Below are 17117 nucleotides of genomic sequence, written 5' to 3' on the forward strand. Positions count from 1 at the left end.
CGATAGCAGATTGACAAAACAGGACAACCGGTCTGTTTTGTAAAACAGGATGACTGTCCTGTTTTGGAGATCGCGCAATGAACCTGCCTTTGAACGTCGAATCTAAATCCGATATGCTCGCCTCGCCCGTTGTCGAACTCAGGCAATACACGCTGAAACCCGGCAGGCGCGAGACGCTGATCGGCATCTTCGACGGTCACCTGATCGAGGGCCAGGAAACCGCGGGGATGACCATCATCGGCCAGTTCCGCGATCTCGACCGGCCGGATATGTTCGTCTGGCTGCGCGGCTTCGACGGTATGGAAGCGCGGAAAAACGCTCTGACCGCCTTCTACGACGGGCCGGTCTGGGCTGCGTGGCGCGACGCCGCCAACGCCACGATGATCTCATCCGACGACGTGCTGCTGCTGAAGCCGGCCTGGCCGGGCGCGAACCTAGACCTCTCGGGATCGAAACGATTGCCCCAGGCGGACCTCGAAAAACCGAGCGCAAGCAGCGATTTGCAGGCAATTGTTGTCATCAGGATTCATCATTTGCGACCGGGCCTGGAAGCCCGTTTCGCCAACGACTTCCATACCGCGGCCCTTCCGGTGCTCGCCGCATTTGGCGCACGGCCGCTTGGCGCCTTCGTTACCGAACATGCCGAAAACAGCTTTCCGCGGTTGCCGGTGCGGGCCAGCGAAAACGTCTTCATCAGCATCACCGGTTTCGCCAGCGCCGAAGCGCATGCCCGCCATGAGGCAGCCTTGGCTGCCTTCCCGAGATGGCAGGAATTGGAGCAGGCCGCGCAGTGGGAATTCGCCAGGCCCGTGGAGGTTCTGCGCCTGGCGCCGACGGCGCGGTCGCTGCTCGGACAGCCAACGCCGGCGTGACCAATGCCGTTGAAAGCCACCTATGTGCACTGAACCCCCCTGTCTGGTTCACACCTGAAAATGCCTGGCATGGATCACCTGGTAACGCGTGGTCCATGCGGTTGCCTGCTCCAGGTCAAGGCAAACGCGCAGCAGCCGGTGATCCTCGTTCTTGCGGCCAATGAGCTGGATGCCAATCGGCAGGCCGTCTTTCGACTGGAAAAGCGGCAGGCTGGCGGCCGGTTGGCCGGTGACGTTGAAGATTTCTGTGAAAGGCGCAAAGCCATAGGCCCGCCTCGCCCAAGCCTCGTAATCGAAGAGAGCACCATCGCCATGGATGGCGCCAAGCCGGGGCGTAAGCTCGGCCGTCGTCGGTGTCATGATCAGGTCGAACCCATCGAACGCCATCGCCATCGCCAGCGAAGCGCTGTGCACATGGTCCTGCGCCCTGAGATAGTCGGCGGCCGAGGATCGCCGAAAACGGTCGAGCGCGTGACGAGTCAGGCTTTCGATTTCGCCGGCCCCCGGCATCCGCCCGATCTCGTCGGCGCGATCGTCAACCAGCCGCGCGACCTCCGACATCCAGAAGATGCTCCAGTCCGCTTCGGCGCTGGCTTCCCGCGGGAAACGCGCCTCTGTGACCTCGTGCCCCCTGTCCTCGAGGAGGATCATGGCTTCCTGGAATTTTGCCCCGATCTCGGACGCGACGGGCGTGCCGTCCGGCCGGTGCGCCAGGCACGCGACGCGCAGACGCGCACCGGGCGAAGACAGCCAGTCCAGGTAGGACGGCACCGATTTGGACACGGAGTAAGGCGCTCCTTGTTCTGGACCGGCAGTCATGTCCAGCATGGCGGCGCTGTCGCGAACGGTGCGGGACAGCACGTTCTCGGCGTAGAGCCCGGCGCCGACCTGACCTCGACCAGGCCCGACAGGCGTGAGCCCGCGCGACGGCTTCATGCCGAACACGCCGCAACAGGCAGCCGGCACCCGGATCGATCCGCCGATATCGGAACCGTGGGCGACCGGCACCATGCCGCTCGCCACCGCGGCAGCAGCTCCGCCGCTTGAGCCGCCCGCCGTCAGCGAAGGATCCCAGGGGTTCGAGGTCGGGCCGCGAAAGCTGGGTTCGGTGACGAAGTCGTTGGCAAATTCAGGCGTGTTTGTCTTGCCCAGCAAGATCAGACCGGCGGCCCGCCAGCGCCGGACGATCTCGCTGTCGGGCTTCGGCGCGGCATCCTTGAAGTAGAGCGACGAGTGCGTCGTCGGCCACTCCCGTACATTGACGCCGGTGTCCTTGACCAGAAAAGGAATGCCGGCGAGTGCCGCCTGCCGGTTGCAGCTTGCCGCAACGGAAAGCGCCCGGTCCGCATCGATCAGCGTCACGGCGTTGAGGGCGGGATTGATGCTTTCGATCGCTTCGATAGCCGCCTCGACGACCTCGACGGCTGATAATTCGCCAGAGCGAACATGCCCGGCCAGGGCGACGGCATCCAACGCCACGTATTCGGAAAGATTCATGACTGCTCTCAGCCCGGACTACCGGTCGCTTCGGCTGTCGGCTGGGGTCCAGCTTTGGTACCGACCTTGAAATACCGGCCGATGGCTGCCGCGACCAATGCCGGATCCTCCCAGTGCGGGTTGTGTCCGCATCGCACCGCGCTTACGAACGCGGCGCTAGGGATTTCTTCGAGGAGCCGCCGTTGGTGCGTTTCGTCGAAGAGAAGGTCGCGCCCGCCAGCAATGACAAGCGCCGGCAGGCGCAGCATGCGCGCCTTGTCGGTCAGATCGATGCGCCGAACCTGCTCCAGGATTGCGCGCCAGAGTGCCGCCGGCATGGCTGACGCCTCCTCCGCAATCATGGTCAGGAATTCCGCTGGAACCTCGGCCTCGCAGGCATGCCAATAGTCATAGAACGGATCGGCCGGCGATATCGGGTCTCGAAGTGCCCGCACACCAATGGTCATCGGGTGATCCTCACCGATCTGCGGCCGCAGCGTTCCGGCCATCAGCACCAGGCCGCCGATCATCTCGGCGTAGCGCGCGGCTGCCTCGATCGCCACCATACTGCCCAGGGAATGCCCGACCAGAACCGGCCGCTCGAGCCGCAATCGCTCGATCAAACTCGCCACATCTTCCGCGAAATCCGCCGGGGCGAAGCCGCGTGTCCCGGCCGGCGAGGCGCCATGCCCGCGCAGGTCTGGAATGACAAGCCGGCGCCCGGCGAGATGCGGCGCCAGCAAGGAGAAGCTGCGGCTCGTGTCGGAGAAGCCGTGCACCAGCACCAGCGCGGGCTCCTGCCCGGCGATTTCGACGCAGGCCGTTTCAGTGCGGCCGGCACCGACCTTGCGCTTGCGGCCGTTCCAGCCCGCCTGATCGGCCGATATCACAGGCCGAGCTGCTGCTTGACTGCGTCGAGCGCGGGCTTGCCATCGAATGTGGTGACACCGGCAAGCCAGGCGCCGAGCCTATCCGGATTCTCCTTGAGGGCCTTCAGGCCGGCTTCCTCCGGCTTCATGCCGTCATTGATGAGATAGCCCATGCCGAGATTTTCGAAATCGATATCGAAGGCGAGGTTCTTCAGCAACTGCCCGACATTCGGGCATTGCTGCAGATAGCCCTTGCGCACCTGCGTCGTCACCGTCGCGGCGCCGAAGTTCGGACCGTAGAACTTGTCGCCGCCGCTCAGATATTTGAAGTTGTACATCGTGTTCATTGGATGCGGCGCCCAGCCCTGGAAGACGATGAAGCGCTTTTCCTTGATCTCGTAGCCGACCTCGGAAAGCATGCCGGCTTCACTTGATTCGACGACCTGCCAGCCATCGAGGCCGAGCGACTTATCGGCGATGGCGTCCATCATCAGCTGGTTGGAGCCCGGCTCGATGCCGTACATCTTCCTGCCGAACTTGTCGGCGAACTTTTGCAGGTCGGCAAAATCCTTGACGCCGGCTTCCCAAACGTAAATCGGCACGGCAAAGGTGTATTTGGCGCCGACGAGATTGACGCGCACATCGTCTACCGAGCCGTCCTTCTTATAGGGCTCGTAGTAGGTGATCATCGCCGGATCCCAATAGCCAAGGAACACGTCCAAGTCATTGTTCTTCAATGATTCATAGATGACGTTGATGCCCAGAAGCGAGCTTGCCGGCTTGTAGCCGAGCGCATCGAGCAGGACGCTGGTGACGCCGGTGGTGAAGGCAAGGTCGTTCCATCCAGGCTCGGCCATGCGCACGACCTCGCATTGCTCAGGTTCAGCCGCAAAGGCCGGCCGGATCGCCAGCAGGACGCAGAGCGAAGCGCCTATTCCAAGGCTACGAAGCATTTCGGTTCTCCTCATTTCACCAACGACGTTGACCATTCGGTTTTTAAATTGTCCCAACGGTCAATCATTGATCTCGGCGGACAAAAATGTCAACGTCGGTTTTCGATGCATGGATCCTGGCCCGTGAAACTCAAGCGTCTCAGCGACATACGCCGCAAGGAGCTGCGGCAAGCCGCCTTTGCCGTGCTTCAGCGCGAAGGCATAGCTGGCGCGACCATAGAAAAAGTGGCGGCACAGGCCGGTGCGTCGAAGGGCATCGTGCTGCACTATTTCAACAGCAAGCGGGAGCTGTTCGAGCATGCCATGCGCGAATCGAACCTGGTGCTGCGGCATGCGGTGGTCGAGCGGCTGAGACAGGCGCGCACGCCAATGCAACGGATAGAGGCCATCATCGAAGGCAATTTCGAGCCGCATCTCTTCCAGCCGTCCCTCTGCCACGCCTGGCTTTCGCTTTGCGCGGAGGTGCCGCGCGACGAAAGGCTTGCCCGCATCCAGAAGGTGATCCATGCGCGCATGCGCTCCAACCTGCTGTCTGGCCTGCGCGGTCTGGCGCCGGCACGCGATGCTGACGAGATCGCTTTCGGCGTCACCGCCCTGATCGACGGGCTGTGGTTGCGGCTTGGCCTGCAGCCAGGCAGCGTCACGCGTGAACAGGCCATTCATCAGGTCAAGGATTTCGTCGCTACGCGGCTGGCTGTTCGGCGCGGTGCAGCCGCTGCCGAATAGCTAGGCGCATCAGCCGAAAGTTCATATTGTAGGATAGGCCGGCGGCTTGACCACAATTGGCAACGGCGCTGTTCTCCTTATCAGACAAGACGGCAATGCGCGGGAGTGTTGGATGAGACTAGGCGGCAAACGGGCACTGGTCACCGGCGGCTCGGACGGGATCGGGCTGGCAATCGCCGAGGCTTTCTTGCGCGAAGGCGCGGACGTGCTGATCGTCGGCCGCGACGGCAAAAAACTCGACGCCGCCCGCAAGCAGCTCGGGGATAATGTCGACACGCTGTCGGCCGACCTGTCGGCCAGCGCCGGCATCGATGCCGTGGTCGAGCATGCCAGGCGCGGCCCACCTGTCGATATCCTCGTCAACAATGCCGGCGTAGCGTTCCTTGTGCCGTTCGAGACCGTCAGCGAGGACCAGTTCCAGCAGTCATTCGCGCTCAACGTCACGGCGGTATTCTTTCTCACCCAACGGCTGTTGCCGCATCTCGCGCCGGGTGCGGCTTCGGTGATCAACATCTCGTCCTATTTCGCGCACAAGATGATCCCGAAGCGGCCGTCCAGCCTCTATTCGCTGTCGAAGGGCGCGCTCAATTCGCTGACCAAGTCGCTCGCCTTCGAGCTCGGGCCGCGCGGCATAAGGGTCAACGCGATCGCGCCCGGCACGGTCGACACAGCGATGCGGCGCAGGTCGATCGAAAACCTGCCTGAGGCCGCGCAAGCCGAGCTCAAGGCCTATGTCGAGCGCAGCTATCCGCTCGGCCGCATCGGCTGGACCAGCGACCTTGCCGGCATCGCGGTCTATCTCGCCAGCGACGAAGCGGCATAGACCAGCGGCGGAATCTTCGCCGTGGATGGAGGATACACGGCGGGGTAAGGTTGCGATCTCCCCCCTCGAGGGGGAGATGGCCGGCAGGCCAGAGGGGGTCGTCTCGCGTGGAACACCAGCCTGTTCCGTCCGCTATGGGAGTTGCGTCAAGACCTACCGCCCCCCTCTGTCGCCTTCGGCGACATCTCCCCCCTCAAGTGGGGAGATTGCCAGCACCTTCAACCGATTTGCATTCCCGTCACCCGCAATCTCCGCTTGAAGGCATTTGTGCAACGCGATACGCCGTTTGCAAATTGCAAACCGGAGAGACTTCGTGAGCGCGCCAGAGACCAGAACCGAAACCGACACGTTCGGTCCCATCGAGGTCGCCGCCGACCGCTATTGGGGCGCGCAGGCGCAGCGTTCGCTGGCCAATTTCAAGATCGGCTGGGAGAAACAGCCGGCCTCGATCGTTCGGGCGCTGGGCATCGTCAAGCGGGCGGCAGCGGAGGCCAATATGGAGCTGAAGCGGCTCGATCCGGCGATTGGCAAGGCCATTATCGAGGCCTCGCAGGAGGTCATCGACGGCAAGCTGAACGAGCATTTCCCGCTGGTCGTCTGGCAGACCGGCTCAGGCACCCAGTCCAACATGAACGCCAATGAGGTGATTTCCAACCGGGCGATCGAGCTTTTAGGCGGCGTCATGGGATCGAAGAAGCCGGTGCATCCCAACGACCACGTCAACATGAGCCAGTCGTCGAACGACACCTATCCGACGGCCATGCACATCGCCTGCGCCGAGCGCATCACTCACGACCTGCTACCGGCGCTAAGACATTTGCATACGGCACTCGAGGCCAAGACCAGGGCTTTCGCCCACATCGTCAAGATCGGCCGCACCCACACCCAGGACGCGACGCCGCTGACGCTTGGCCAGGAATTCTCCGGCTACGCGGCGCAGGTCGCCTCGTCGGTCAAGCGCATCGAAATGACCCTGCCCGGCCTGCAGGAGCTGGCGCAGGGCGGCACCGCGGTCGGCACCGGCCTCAATGCGCCGGTCGGTTTTGCCGAAAAGGTGGCGGCGCGCATCGCCGCGATCACCGGCATCGATTTCGTCACCGCGCCGAACAAGTTCGAGGCGCTGGCCGCCCATGATTCCATGGTCTTCTCGCACGGCGCCATCAATGCCTGCGCGGCGGCGCTGTTCAAGATCGCCAACGACATCCGCCTGCTCGGCTCCGGCCCGCGTTCGGGCCTCGGCGAATTGTCGCTGCCGGAAAACGAACCGGGCTCCTCGATCATGCCGGGCAAGGTCAATCCGACCCAATGCGAGGCGATGACGCAGGTTTGCGTGCAGGTGTTCGGCAACAATGCGGCGATCAGCTTCGCCGGCAGTCAGGGCCATTTCGAGCTCAACGTATACAATCCGCTGATGGCCTATTGTTTCCTGCAATCGGTACAGCTGCTGGCCGACGCTTCCGTGTCGTTCACCGACAATTGCGTCGTCGGCATCGAGGCCCGCGAAGACAACATCAAGGCAGCGCTCGACCGTTCGCTGATGCTGGTGACGGCGCTTGCGCCGACGATCGGCTACGACAACGCCGCCAAGATCGCCAAGGCGGCGCACAAGAACGGCACAACGCTGCGCGAGGAAGCGCTGGCCACCGGGTTGGTCAGCGAAGCCGATTATGAGCGGCTGGTGCGGCCGGAGGACATGACGCATCCAGGCTAGAGCGTTGATATGCCTGGATCTCAACACCCATGTTGATCGCGAAAACGTTACCTTGGTGAACAATCCGTAACCAATCTGGCATCTTTGGTGAACAGTCGGCCTGCGCTAACTAGACGGGTATCCCAAGCCGTTTGGCCAAACCCTTCTGGAGAGTTACGCATGTCCACCAACACGTCCACCAACACGTCGTTTGCCGGTTCCGGTACCGCCGCCGGCGCCTCGGGCACGATCCTGCTCGGCCGCATCCTGCTTTCTGTCATCTTCCTGCTTTCCGGTTTCGGCAAGCTGACGGCGATTGCCGGCACCGCCGGCTATTTCGGCAGCCTTGGCCTGCCGCTGCCGATGGTGACCGCCATTGTCGTCGGCCTTATCGAACTGCTTGGCGGCCTGGCCATCCTCGTCGGCTTCCAGACCCGGATCGTCGGCTGGGTAATGGCGATTTTCACCGTCGCCACCGCCCTGGTCGCCCACACCGGCTGGGCCGATCAGATGCAGATGATCAATTTCATGAAGAACCTCGGCATTGCCGGCGGCTTCCTCGTGCTCGCCTCCTCGGGCCCAGGCGCGTATTCGATCGACGCCAAGCGCGGCTGAAGCAGTCCAGCATTTCCTGAACAAAAGGGGCGCGGAATTTTCCGCGCCCCTTTTTCGTTGTCGTTTGTGCCTGTCGGTCCGCTGACCGGAATTCTGCTAGGATCGGGCTCTTGGCCACCCGGCCGACAACGGAGGTTACCATGCCCCGCAATGCGCTGCTTTTGCTTTCCCGACTGCTGTTCGCCGCACTGTTCGTGCCGTCCGGCTTCCACGCGCTGACCGACATTGCCGGCACGACCGGCTATTTCGCCGGCCTTGGCCTGCCGCTGCCGACGCTGGCTGCCTGGGGCACCGGGCTGTTCGAACTGATCGCCGGGCTGCTCATCCTCGTCGGCTTCAAGACGCCGATCGTGGCGCTGCTGCTCGCCGCCTTTTGCGTCGCGACAGCGTTCATCGGCCACTATGGCCAGGGCGGCGGCGATCCGACGCTGACCTTCATGCATTCGCAGATGCTGATGAAGGACATCGCGATATCAGGCGGTTTTCTGGCGCTGGCGATGGCTGGCGCGGGTGCATGGTCGGCCGACGGCCGGATGGCTGCGGTGGGATCCAGAGGAATTGCTTCAGTCTAGATCCAGCTTTCTCGACCGTCCAATTGTCGAAGTCGGCGCTGCCCCTCATCGCCCTGCCGGGCACTTCTCCCCGTATAGTGACGGGGAGAAGGAAGCTGGCCGAGATCTCGGCACCGTTACTGCAACGCTGGAGGTGAGCGAAATCCTTTGCGAAGGTGCCCTTCTCCCCGTCACTATACGGGGAGAAGATGCCGGCAGGCAGATGAGGGGCGGCGCAGACCTGAAGCGATTGCCTGGCTGAGACACTACTTCACCGACATGCTAGGCCCGCCCTCGACCGCCAGCACCAGCCGGCGATTGGTGACCCTTGCCAGTTGTGCCAGCCGGCCGGCGGGCCGCTCGCCGTAAAGATCGGCCAGTGCTGCCGGCAGCACCAGCGCCAGCACGCCATTGCCGCGGTTTTCCCATTTCAGCCGCGGCATGACGCCGGGCATTGCCGCGCTCAGCAAATAGACGACGCGCAGCAACGCCGCCAAGACGCGGGCGCGCTCGAGATAGCGCGGCGTCGCCAGTCCGCGGATTTCCGGCGCGGCTTCATTGAACACGCCCTCGTGGCGAAACAGGCTGACAAGCGCCAGGAAGGCGCGGCCGGGATGGTCGACGCCGATGAACGAGGCGTGGGCGATGATGTTGAGCGATTGCTTGCCGCGATATTCGGGATGGGCACGCCAGCCGATATCGGCGAGCAGGCAGGCGGCGTGGCGGTAGCGCGCCTCGTCCCTGGTTTCGTCGATGCCGAAGGCAGAGAAGGCCTTGCCGGTCCACTCGACAAGCTCATGCGCGTGGTCGACCGAGCGCGAGCGCAGGCGGGCAAGCTCTTCCGCCGCCGAGATCAGCGGATCGGCCTTCTGCTCGGCCTCGTCGAGCAGCGAGTAGAGAAAGCCCTCGCGCACGCCCAGCGCCGAGACGATGATCTTCGACGGCTGCATCGCCGCCATGATCTCCTGCAGCACGATGGCGCCATAGGGCAGCAGCGAGCGGCGGTTCTTGGAGATGCCCTCGATGCCTTTGATCTTGTCGATCTCGGCTTTGGCGACCTGCCGGAGGAAGTTCGCGGCGCTTTCGATGCCGATCTCGTAATGGTGCATGACGCCGAGCGGGTAGTTGGTCATTTCCATGTGCAGCCGGGCGAGGTTTCGCCAGGTGCCGCCGACCGTGTAGAACGCCCTGCCCTGCCCGCCCTTCAGCAATTTCGCCCGCGCCAGTTGCTCGCGCGTGATCCTTGCCGCCTGGGTCAGCGAGTTCTTCGCCATGTCCTGCAGGCGCAAGCCGCCCAACGGCAGCGTGATGCCGTCACCGATCGTCTCACCGTCAATATCGATCAGCTCGAGGCTGCCGCCGCCAAGGTCGCCGGCAATGCCGTTGGCCGGATGGAAACCGGAAATGACGCCGAGCGCCGAATAATGGGCTTCCTCGCGGCCGCTCAGCACCTGGATCTCGGTCTTGAGCACATCCTCGGCGCGGTGGATGAAGTCGGGGCCGTTGACGGCCTCGCGAGCGGCGGCGGTCGCCAGCACATATATGCGCTCGGCGCCGGCCTGGTCGGAGAGCGCGCGGAAGCGGCGGAACTCTTCCATCGAGCGCGTCACCGCCTCGGGATCGAGCTTTCCGGTCGAAACGATGCCGCGGCCGAGGCCGGCCAGCATCTTTTCGTTGAACAGCAAGGTCGGCGAACGCGCCAGCCCCTCATAGATGACAAGACGGATCGAGTTCGATCCGATATCGATGATGGACAGCGGTCGGCGGTCCTGAAGCCGGCCCTGGGACGCTGAAATCATCAGCCCGTCGCTGCGTTCTGTTTCTTCCGGCGCTTGAACTGCGCGATGCGCTTGGGCGCATGCGACTTCAACGCATCGCCCCGTCCGGACAGGCTCGGATTGGTCATGAAATATTCCTGCGCGTTGAACGGTTCCTCGCCCTCCTCCAGCACAACGCGCCGGGAGGTTCCGTCAGCCAGTACGTCGAAACTTTGCTGGTTGTCCATGATGTTGCCGAGCATGATCTGGCCGAGCACCTGCTCATGCACAGTTGGATTGGTGATCGGCACCATGGTCTCGACGCGGCGGTCGAGATTGCGCGGCATCAGATCGGCCGAGGAGATATAGACGATCGCCCCGTCCGAGGGCAGGCCGTGGCCGTTGCCGAAGCAATAGATGCGGCTGTGCTCGAGGAAACGGCCGACGATCGACTTCACCCTAATGTTCTCCGATAGGCCGGGCACCTGCGGTCTCAGGCAGCAGATGCCGCGCACGACGAGATCGATCTCGACGCCGGCGCGGCTGGCATCGTAGAGCGCATCGATGACGATCGGGTCGACCAAGGCGTTCATCTTCATCCAGATGCGGGCCGGCCTGCCCTCCAGCGCGTGGCTGATCTCATCCGAAATGTGCTGGAGGATGCGGTCGCGCAGCGTAAACGGCGAGATGGCCAGCCGCATCTGCTCGGCCGGCTCGGCATAGCCGGTGATGAAGTTGAACAGCTGGGCGACATCGCGCGCGATCGTCGGATCGGTGGTGAAGAAGGACAGGTCGGTGTAGATGCGTGCCGTGACCGGGTGGTAGTTGCCGGTGCCCAGATGCACGTAATTGCGCAGCCTGCCATCCTCGCGGCGCACCACCAGCGACATCTTTGCGTGGGTCTTCAGTTCGAGAAAGCCGAAGACGACCTGAACGCCGGCGCGCTCGAGGTCGCGCGCCCAGCGGATGTTGGCTTCCTCGTCGAAACGCGCCTTGAGCTCGACTAGCGCGGTCACCGACTTGCCGGCCTCGGCGGCGTCGACCAAAGCGCGTACGATCGGGCTGTCGTTGGAGGTGCGATAGAGCGTCTGCTTGATCGCCACCACTTCCGGATCGGCCATTGCCTGGCGCAGGAACTGCACCACGACGTCGAAGGATTCGTAGGGGTGGTGGACGATGATGTCCTTCTCGCGGATCGCGGCAAAACAATCGCCGCCATGCTCGCGGATGCGCTCGGGGAAGCGCGGATTGTAGGGCGTGAACTTCAGATCGTCGCGGGCGACGGCGACGATCTCCGAGATCTGGCTGAGCGCCAGCGGACCGGTGAGCACGCTGATCCGGCTTGCCGAAACGCCAAGCTCGCCGGCGACGAAGTCGCGCAATTCGGGCGGCATCAGCCGGTCGAACTCGATCCGGATGACCGAGCCGCGGCGTCGCCGCTTCAGCGCCGTCTCGAACAGCCGCACCAGATCCTCTGATTCTTCCTCGACCTCGATATCGCTGTCGCGGATGATGCGGAATGTGCCGGAGCCCTTGACCTCATAGCCGGGGAACAGCTTGCCGATATAGAGACTGACCGCCTCTTCGAGTGGAATGAAGCGGACATGATGCTTGCGATCCGGCAAACGGATGAAGCGCCTCAGCGCCACCGGCAGGCGCAGAAGCGCGCTCATTTCCTCGCCGTTCTTGCGATGGCGCAATTGCAGCGCCATCGAGAAACCGAGATTGGGAATGAACGGAAACGGATGCGCCGGGTCGATCGACAGCGGCGTCAGGACCGGAAATACCTGCTCCTGGAAATGGTCCTCGAGCCAGGTCTTCTCGTCCTTGGTCAGCGCATCGCGGGTGATGCTTTCGATGCCTTGTTTGTCGAGCAGCAGCATCAGCGCCGAAAGGCTGTTCTGCTGGTCCTCCTGCAGGCGCTCGACCTCGCGCAGCAATTGTTCGAGCTGCTGCTCGGGAGTGCGCCCATCCGGGCTCTTCAGCACGATGCCTTCGCGCACCTGGCCGGCAAGACCGGCGACGCGGACCATGAAGAACTCGTCGAGGTTGGCGGCCGATATCGACAGGAAGCGAACACGCTCGAGCAGCGGATGGTTGGCGTTCAGCGACTCTTCGAGCACGCGCCGGTTGAATTGCAGCCAGGAAAACTCGCGGTTGACGAAGCGGTCGGGATTGCCGCCTTCGCGGCTCGCCGCCTCGACGGTGATGAATTCGTTCTGCACCGGCTTCAGTTCGTTCATGGTTTCCGCTCTTCCCACACCGTTCGACGAGCACAGCCTTAACCGGCTTAACTTATCCTCTGACAGGCTTTTGCGACAGTTTCATTTCATCGATCTTGCAAAGAGACGGGTTATGATCCAGATGCAATCGACGAGATCAGGAGACGACGATGGCAGGCGGTTCCATTCCCCATTTCCAGAACGATGCGGGCTACCCGGCAATCGACATCGGCGTCAAGGAATTCATGTGCACCGGCGCCAATCCGCCTTTCGACCATCCGCATGTATTTCTCGACATGGGCGACGACAATGAAAAGGTCTGCCCCTATTGCTCGACGCTCTATCGCTATTCGCCGAAACTGAAGGCATTGGAAACGCAGCCGCCGGGCTGCCTCTATATCGACCAGGCCGCCTGATTCTTCCGCGACAAGCCTGATGCAGGAAACGCAGTCCCGGCAGGTGGTCATCGCCGGGGCGGGCGTCGCCGGGCTGACCGCGGCACTGGCCTTCGCCGAGCGCGGCTATCGGGTAAAACTGTTCGAACAGGCGCAGCACCTCGAGGCTGCCGGCGCCGGTATCCAGCTTTCGCCCAACGCGACGCGCATCCTACGGCAGCTCGGCGTACTCGATCGGCTGCTGCCGACGTCGGTGCGCCCGGAGGCGGTCGTGCTCAAGGATGCCGCCACGCTGCGCAAGCTGGCGCGCGTACCGCTTGGCCAGGCGGCCGAAACGCGCTGGGGAGCGCCCTATCTCGTTGCCCACCGCGCGGATCTGCAGTCAGCGCTGATGCAGCGGATAGCCGAGCGGCCCGAGGTCGAGCTTGTCACCGGTGCCCGCGTCGGCGGCGTCGCAACCGGACCGAATGGCATCACCGCAACAGTCGAGATTGCCGGCACGACCATCGAAACCGAAGCATCGTTGCTGGTCGGAGCCGATGGCGTCTGGTCGTCGGTGCGAGAAAAACTGGCCCGCAAGGCGGCCGAATTCGGCAGAAGCCGATTCTCGGGCGAGCTTGCCTGGCGCGCCACGGTGGCCGCGGACAGCCTTGCCGGACAAGCCTTCAGGGCGATCGGTGCGCCCGATTGCGTTACCGCATTCCTCCATCCAGGCTTCCATATGGTCGCCTATCCGGTCAGCCGTGGCACTGTCTTCAACCTCGCGGCCTTCACCAAGGGCAAGCGCATCGCCGAGGGCTGGTCAGGGCATGCCGACCCCGCCATCCTCGCCAGCGCCATGCGTAGCGCCGCGCCGGCGCTGGTCCGCCTGGCGAACGAGGCCGCGCCGTGGACGGCATGGCCGATCCACATAGTCGAGCAGCGGCGGTGGACGACGCCGGAAGGCATCGCGCTGACCGGCGATGCGGCGCACGCGATGACGCCGTTTGCCGCACAGGGCGCGGCGATGGCGATCGAAGACGCGGTAACCCTTGCCGGTTTCGTTGCCACCTCGCCCGCCGATCTCAGCAGCGCGCTTGTCGCCTGGGAACAGGCGCGGCGGCCGCGCGTCGCCCAGGTCGCCCGTCGCGGCGCCGTCAATCGCGTCGCCTGGCATGCGGCCGGGCCGGTGGCGATGGCCCGCAACCTGTTCCTGGCGATGCGCTCACCCGAAAAGCTCGCCGCCGATCTCGACTGGCTCTACGGCTGGCGGGCGTAGGACGTTCGGCGGTCCTAAGTCATCGGCGCCTTGTCAATTGTAAAGCCGCATCGACAGGCCGAGCGATGCCGGCAGCGGGTTCCACCAGCCGGTGCGCAGCCCGGCGATGCGCAGTGCCGCCGCCGCCCAGGTGTTGCAGCCGACCAGCGCGTTGAAACGGCCATTGCCTTCGAAGAAACGATCGAAACGGGAATACGCCGCATTCTCGATCGGCATGGCCCCGTTCGGTCCCTGCCGGAAGCTTCCCGCAATGTAATCGAGCAGCGCCGTAAACCGCTCCTCGCCGATGTCGAAGCCGGCGACGTCGGGATGCGGCTCGGCGATTTCGCCTGAAATGTCGACGTGCATCACCGAGGCATCGACGGTCAGCGCCTTCATCACCGGCACTGCCTTCAGTTCCGACCAGGTCGGCGTCTCGAGATAGAAGGCGCGGCCGCCCCAGCCGAAGACGATGTAGCGGACCTCCGTCATGTCGGCGGGAATGCCGGCATCGACCAGGAAATGGAAGCGCCGGCGCACAACGTCGTCGACCGGGATGGCGATGTCGGTGTGGATCGGATTTTGCAGCACCAGGATACGGCGGCTTGTGCCGATCGGATCGGCAACGGCCGCCGGCCAGAGCGGGCGCGGCAGCAGTGTGCCCAATGCCACCGCAAGGACTGCTGCAACGACCAGCAGGCCAAGAAAACGGGCAAGCTTCTTCATGGGAAACGCATAGAACAAGCAATGCTCAAGGTGAAGCCCCTCCGAAAGTTGCACAGCTGACTTAGAGCTTGACGCGTATCCTCCCCGGGAGGATACGCTGAGGCATGTCAGATCACCTCCACGCCTCGCATCCTTCCATCATAAAGCGCCTGAAGCGCGCGCAAGGCCACCTTGCGGCGGTGCTGGCGATGATCGAGGCGCATCGCCCTTGCGTTGACCTGGCGCAGCAGCTTCATGCCGTCGAAAGGGCCATCAGCAGCGCCAAGCGCGAGCTGATCAACGATCACATCGAGCATTGCCTGACCGACAGCGTCGAAACCGGCGGCAACTCGCTGGCGGAACTCAAGCAGCTGGCGAAATATCTATGAATGCCATCGTAGCCCGCATTCTGGACTGGCTCGGGTTCGGCTCGCACGCCGCACATCATCACGGCGATCACGGTCCGCACGGTCACAGCCATGGCGTCATCGACGCGACAATTGCCACCACCGACCGGGGCATCTGGGCAATCAAATGGTCGTTCGTGATCCTGGCCATCACCGCGGCATTGCAGATGGTCGTGGTTGCGTTGTCGGGGAGCGTGGCATTGCTGGCCGACACGATCCATAACATCGGCGACGCGACCACGGCGATCCCGCTCTGGATTGCGTTCGTTCTGGCGCGGCGCAAGCCGTCGCGGATCTTCACGTATGGCTTGGGCCGGGTCGAGGATCTGGCCGGCATCATCATCGTGCTCATCATCCTGTTCAGCGCTGTAGTCGCTGCCTACCAAGCCATCGACAGGCTGATCAATCCACAAGTGGTGACACACCTCGGCTGGCTAACGGCGGCGGGCATTGTCGGCTTCCTCGGCAACGAGGCGGTTGCCGTGTTCCGTATCCGCATCGGCCGCGAAATCAACAGCGCGGCACTGATTGCCGACGGCTACCACGCCCGCACAGATGGACTTACCAGCCTTGCCGTGGTCATCGGAGCCATCGGCGTTTGGTTCGGCTTTTCCTTGGCCGATCCGATCGTCGGCCTGCTGATCACGATTGCGATCTTCGGTATCGTCTGGCAATCGGCCCGCTCGGTGCTGACCCGCATGCTGGATGGAATCGAACCCGGTGTGATAGACGAAATCCGACATGCCGCCGAGCATGTTCCGGGCGCGCGCATTGTCGATGCCAAGGCGCGCTGGATCGGTCATAGATTGCACGCCGACATCGCAATTGCCGCGGACGAAACCCTGCCGCTGTCGGCGGCGAACAAGATCGCCGCAGCGCTGAAGGACGAACTATCCCAGCATATGCCGGCCCTGGCTGAGGCGAATGTGCGGTTTTCAACGGAACGTGGAGAGAACGACCATCCTCACGAGCACACGCATGACCACGGCCACATGCACTGACGCTCGCCGATTTTCTGCTAGTCTTGTCCGATGTTCCAGACGCTCGTCGAATTTCAGCGCACGATCTATCTGACGCTCGGCGAACAGATCAAACTGCTTGCGGCCGGAGGCAATTGGCTGGCGTTCATGGCCTTCCTGCCGATGGGCGTCGTGTTCGGGGCTGCCCATGCGCTGACGCCGGGGCACAGCAAGGCCGTCCTGGCGACTTATCTTGCCGGTTCGGATGCGAAGGTCTCGCGTGGTCTGCTCGTATCTATCACGCTATCGTTCACGCATGTGACGATTGCCGTTCTGATTGCGGCTCTCTCGCTGCCACTGGTCTCAATAGCATTGGGCAGCGTCGGCCGCGCTCCGCTTCTGGAGCACACCAGTCGCGGGCTGCTCGGCCTCATTGGCATCTGGATGCTCTGGCGCGCTTTGAGCCACAGCCATCACCACAGGCACGAGGGCGAGGCTGTCGGCGTCATGGCAGGCCTGATCCCATGTCCGCTTACGCTTTTCGCGATGACTTTCGCGATGTCCAGGGGTGTTCCGGCAGCGGGCGTCCTGTTTGCCATCACAATGATGGTCGGCGTGGCGCTGACGCTGTCCTGCGTCGCCGTGTTGTCGATCGTGTTTCGGGAACGGCTTGTACAGTTTTTCGCGCGCCAGCCACGCCTGTTCGAAACCATCTCCCGGGCCATCGAGGGCGCCGCCGGTCTCGCCCTTGCCGGCGTCGCTGTCTGGCAGATCACCTCAGCTTGAGAGAAAATTTGGCCCCAGCCACTGCATGGCGTCCGGGCCGGTGCACCGGCTGGAACGAGCCTAGGCGACGCCGG

The 17117-nt window shown here is 63.4% G+C and carries 17 protein-coding genes; 11 read left to right on the forward strand and 6 right to left on the reverse strand.

Annotated elements, in window-relative coordinates; all coding sequences use genetic code 11:
- Positions 1–77 precede the first annotated feature (77 nt).
- Complete coding sequence (locus NKH59_RS07575; RefSeq protein ID WP_352472653.1) at positions 78–872, forward strand: NIPSNAP family protein; 795 nt, start codon at positions 78–80, stop codon at positions 870–872.
- 48 nt (positions 873–920) lie between these two features.
- Here NKH59_RS07575 and NKH59_RS07580 read toward each other — a convergent pair whose 3' ends face one another.
- The 3 genes from NKH59_RS07580 to choX are packed head-to-tail and all read right to left on the reverse strand — an operon-like array spanning position 921 to position 4170.
- Positions 921–2369, reverse strand: a complete 1449-nt coding sequence (locus NKH59_RS07580) for an amidase (protein ID WP_352472652.1) — start codon at positions 2367–2369, stop codon at positions 921–923.
- Positions 2370–2377: 8 nt separating this feature from the next.
- The gene (locus NKH59_RS07585) at positions 2378–3238 is read right to left on the reverse strand and encodes an alpha/beta fold hydrolase (protein WP_352472651.1); all 861 of its coding nucleotides are present in this window, start codon (positions 3236–3238) and stop codon (positions 2378–2380) included.
- On the reverse strand, positions 3235–4170 hold the full coding sequence (gene choX, locus NKH59_RS07590) for a choline ABC transporter substrate-binding protein (protein WP_352472650.1): 936 nt from the start codon (positions 4168–4170) through the stop codon (positions 3235–3237). The genes NKH59_RS07585 and choX overlap by 4 nt, the downstream gene beginning before the upstream one ends.
- A 123-nt stretch (positions 4171–4293) precedes the next feature.
- On the opposite strand from choX, the gene betI reads away from it, so the two are divergent.
- From betI to NKH59_RS07615, 5 genes are all read left to right on the forward strand, one after another.
- Complete coding sequence (gene betI, locus NKH59_RS07595; protein WP_352472649.1) at positions 4294–4896, forward strand: choline-binding transcriptional repressor BetI; 603 nt, start codon at positions 4294–4296, stop codon at positions 4894–4896.
- A gap of 112 nt (positions 4897–5008) precedes the next feature.
- The gene (locus tag NKH59_RS07600; RefSeq protein WP_353021442.1) at positions 5009–5719 is read left to right on the forward strand and encodes an SDR family NAD(P)-dependent oxidoreductase; all 711 of its coding nucleotides are present in this window, start codon (positions 5009–5011) and stop codon (positions 5717–5719) included.
- A 313-nt stretch (positions 5720–6032) separates the two neighbouring features.
- On the forward strand, positions 6033–7430 hold the full coding sequence (gene fumC / locus NKH59_RS07605; RefSeq protein WP_352472647.1) for a class II fumarate hydratase: 1398 nt from the start codon (positions 6033–6035) through the stop codon (positions 7428–7430).
- A 159-nt stretch (positions 7431–7589) separates the two neighbouring features.
- Positions 7590–8024: a DoxX family protein gene (locus NKH59_RS07610; RefSeq protein ID WP_352472646.1), complete on the forward strand. Its 435-nt coding sequence runs from the start codon at positions 7590–7592 to the stop codon at positions 8022–8024.
- A 140-nt stretch (positions 8025–8164) separates the two neighbouring features.
- Entirely contained in the window at positions 8165–8596 is a 432-nt protein-coding gene (locus NKH59_RS07615; RefSeq protein WP_352472645.1) for a DoxX family protein, read from the forward strand.
- Between the two features lie 245 nt (positions 8597–8841).
- Here NKH59_RS07615 and ppx read toward each other — a convergent pair whose 3' ends face one another.
- Together ppx and NKH59_RS07625 are read right to left on the reverse strand one after the other, a co-directional pair.
- Positions 8842–10374 carry an exopolyphosphatase gene (ppx, locus tag NKH59_RS07620; RefSeq protein ID WP_352472644.1) on the reverse strand — a complete coding sequence of 511 codons (1533 nt, stop codon included), beginning with the start codon at positions 10372–10374 and terminating at the stop codon, positions 8842–8844.
- Positions 10374–12575 (reverse strand): RNA degradosome polyphosphate kinase, encoded by a 2202-nt coding sequence (locus NKH59_RS07625; protein WP_352472643.1) that lies wholly within the window; start codon positions 12573–12575, stop codon positions 10374–10376. Before NKH59_RS07625 ends, ppx begins: the two co-directional genes overlap by 1 nt.
- Positions 12576–12724: 149 nt before the next feature.
- Between NKH59_RS07625 and NKH59_RS07630 the strand changes: the two genes are divergently transcribed.
- Positions 12725–12970, forward strand: coding sequence for a zinc-finger domain-containing protein (locus NKH59_RS07630; RefSeq protein WP_254820632.1), 246 nt, complete (start codon positions 12725–12727; stop codon positions 12968–12970).
- 19 nt (positions 12971–12989) lie between these two features.
- Positions 12990–14207 carry an FAD-dependent monooxygenase gene (locus NKH59_RS07635; protein ID WP_352472642.1) on the forward strand — a complete coding sequence of 406 codons (1218 nt, stop codon included), beginning with the start codon at positions 12990–12992 and terminating at the stop codon, positions 14205–14207.
- Between the two features lie 33 nt (positions 14208–14240).
- Here NKH59_RS07635 and NKH59_RS07640 read toward each other — a convergent pair whose 3' ends face one another.
- The gene (locus NKH59_RS07640) at positions 14241–14912 is read right to left on the reverse strand and encodes a TIGR02117 family protein (protein WP_352472641.1); all 672 of its coding nucleotides are present in this window, start codon (positions 14910–14912) and stop codon (positions 14241–14243) included.
- A 104-nt stretch (positions 14913–15016) separates the two neighbouring features.
- Between NKH59_RS07640 and NKH59_RS07645 the strand changes: the two genes are divergently transcribed.
- The 3 genes from NKH59_RS07645 to NKH59_RS07655 are packed head-to-tail and all read left to right on the forward strand — an operon-like array spanning position 15017 to position 17043.
- Positions 15017–15280, forward strand: coding sequence for a metal-sensing transcriptional repressor (locus NKH59_RS07645; RefSeq protein WP_023719742.1), 264 nt, complete (start codon positions 15017–15019; stop codon positions 15278–15280).
- Positions 15277–16299: a cation diffusion facilitator family transporter gene (locus tag NKH59_RS07650; protein WP_352472640.1), complete on the forward strand. Its 1023-nt coding sequence runs from the start codon at positions 15277–15279 to the stop codon at positions 16297–16299. Before NKH59_RS07645 ends, NKH59_RS07650 begins: the two co-directional genes overlap by 4 nt.
- A gap of 30 nt (positions 16300–16329) precedes the next feature.
- Complete coding sequence (locus NKH59_RS07655; RefSeq protein WP_352472639.1) at positions 16330–17043, forward strand: HoxN/HupN/NixA family nickel/cobalt transporter; 714 nt, start codon at positions 16330–16332, stop codon at positions 17041–17043.
- Positions 17044–17117: the final 74 nt, after the last annotated feature.

It is taken from the genome of Mesorhizobium sp. M0998 (assembly GCF_040318885.1).
Taxonomy (GTDB): Bacteria; Pseudomonadota; Alphaproteobacteria; order Rhizobiales; family Rhizobiaceae; genus Mesorhizobium.

What these genes read in the sequence shown, in the direction of transcription:
- NKH59_RS07575 (WP_352472653.1), top strand. Translation starts at nt 78, where the DNA reads ATGAACCTGCCTTTGAACGTCGAATCTAAATCCGATATGCTCGCCTCG.
- NKH59_RS07580 (WP_352472652.1), bottom strand. Translation starts at nt 2,369, where the DNA reads ATGAATCTTTCCGAATACGTGGCGTTGGATGCCGTCGCCCTGGCCGGG.
- choX (WP_352472650.1), bottom strand. Translation starts at nt 4,170, where the DNA reads ATGCTTCGTAGCCTTGGAATAGGCGCTTCGCTCTGCGTCCTGCTGGCG.
- NKH59_RS07600 (WP_353021442.1), top strand. Translation starts at nt 5,009, where the DNA reads ATGAGACTAGGCGGCAAACGGGCACTGGTCACCGGCGGCTCGGACGGG.
- NKH59_RS07610 (WP_352472646.1), top strand. Translation starts at nt 7,590, where the DNA reads ATGTCCACCAACACGTCCACCAACACGTCGTTTGCCGGTTCCGGTACC.
- NKH59_RS07615 (WP_352472645.1), top strand. Translation starts at nt 8,165, where the DNA reads ATGCCCCGCAATGCGCTGCTTTTGCTTTCCCGACTGCTGTTCGCCGCA.
- ppx (WP_352472644.1), bottom strand. Translation starts at nt 10,374, where the DNA reads ATGATTTCAGCGTCCCAGGGCCGGCTTCAGGACCGCCGACCGCTGTCC.
- NKH59_RS07625 (WP_352472643.1), bottom strand. Translation starts at nt 12,575, where the DNA reads ATGAACGAACTGAAGCCGGTGCAGAACGAATTCATCACCGTCGAGGCG.
- NKH59_RS07630 (WP_254820632.1), top strand. Translation starts at nt 12,725, where the DNA reads ATGGCAGGCGGTTCCATTCCCCATTTCCAGAACGATGCGGGCTACCCG.
- NKH59_RS07635 (WP_352472642.1), top strand. Translation starts at nt 12,990, where the DNA reads ATGCAGGAAACGCAGTCCCGGCAGGTGGTCATCGCCGGGGCGGGCGTC.
- NKH59_RS07640 (WP_352472641.1), bottom strand. Translation starts at nt 14,912, where the DNA reads ATGAAGAAGCTTGCCCGTTTTCTTGGCCTGCTGGTCGTTGCAGCAGTC.
- NKH59_RS07645 (WP_023719742.1), top strand. Translation starts at nt 15,017, where the DNA reads ATGTCAGATCACCTCCACGCCTCGCATCCTTCCATCATAAAGCGCCTG.
- NKH59_RS07650 (WP_352472640.1), top strand. Translation starts at nt 15,277, where the DNA reads ATGAATGCCATCGTAGCCCGCATTCTGGACTGGCTCGGGTTCGGCTCG.
- NKH59_RS07655 (WP_352472639.1), top strand. Translation starts at nt 16,330, where the DNA reads ATGTTCCAGACGCTCGTCGAATTTCAGCGCACGATCTATCTGACGCTC.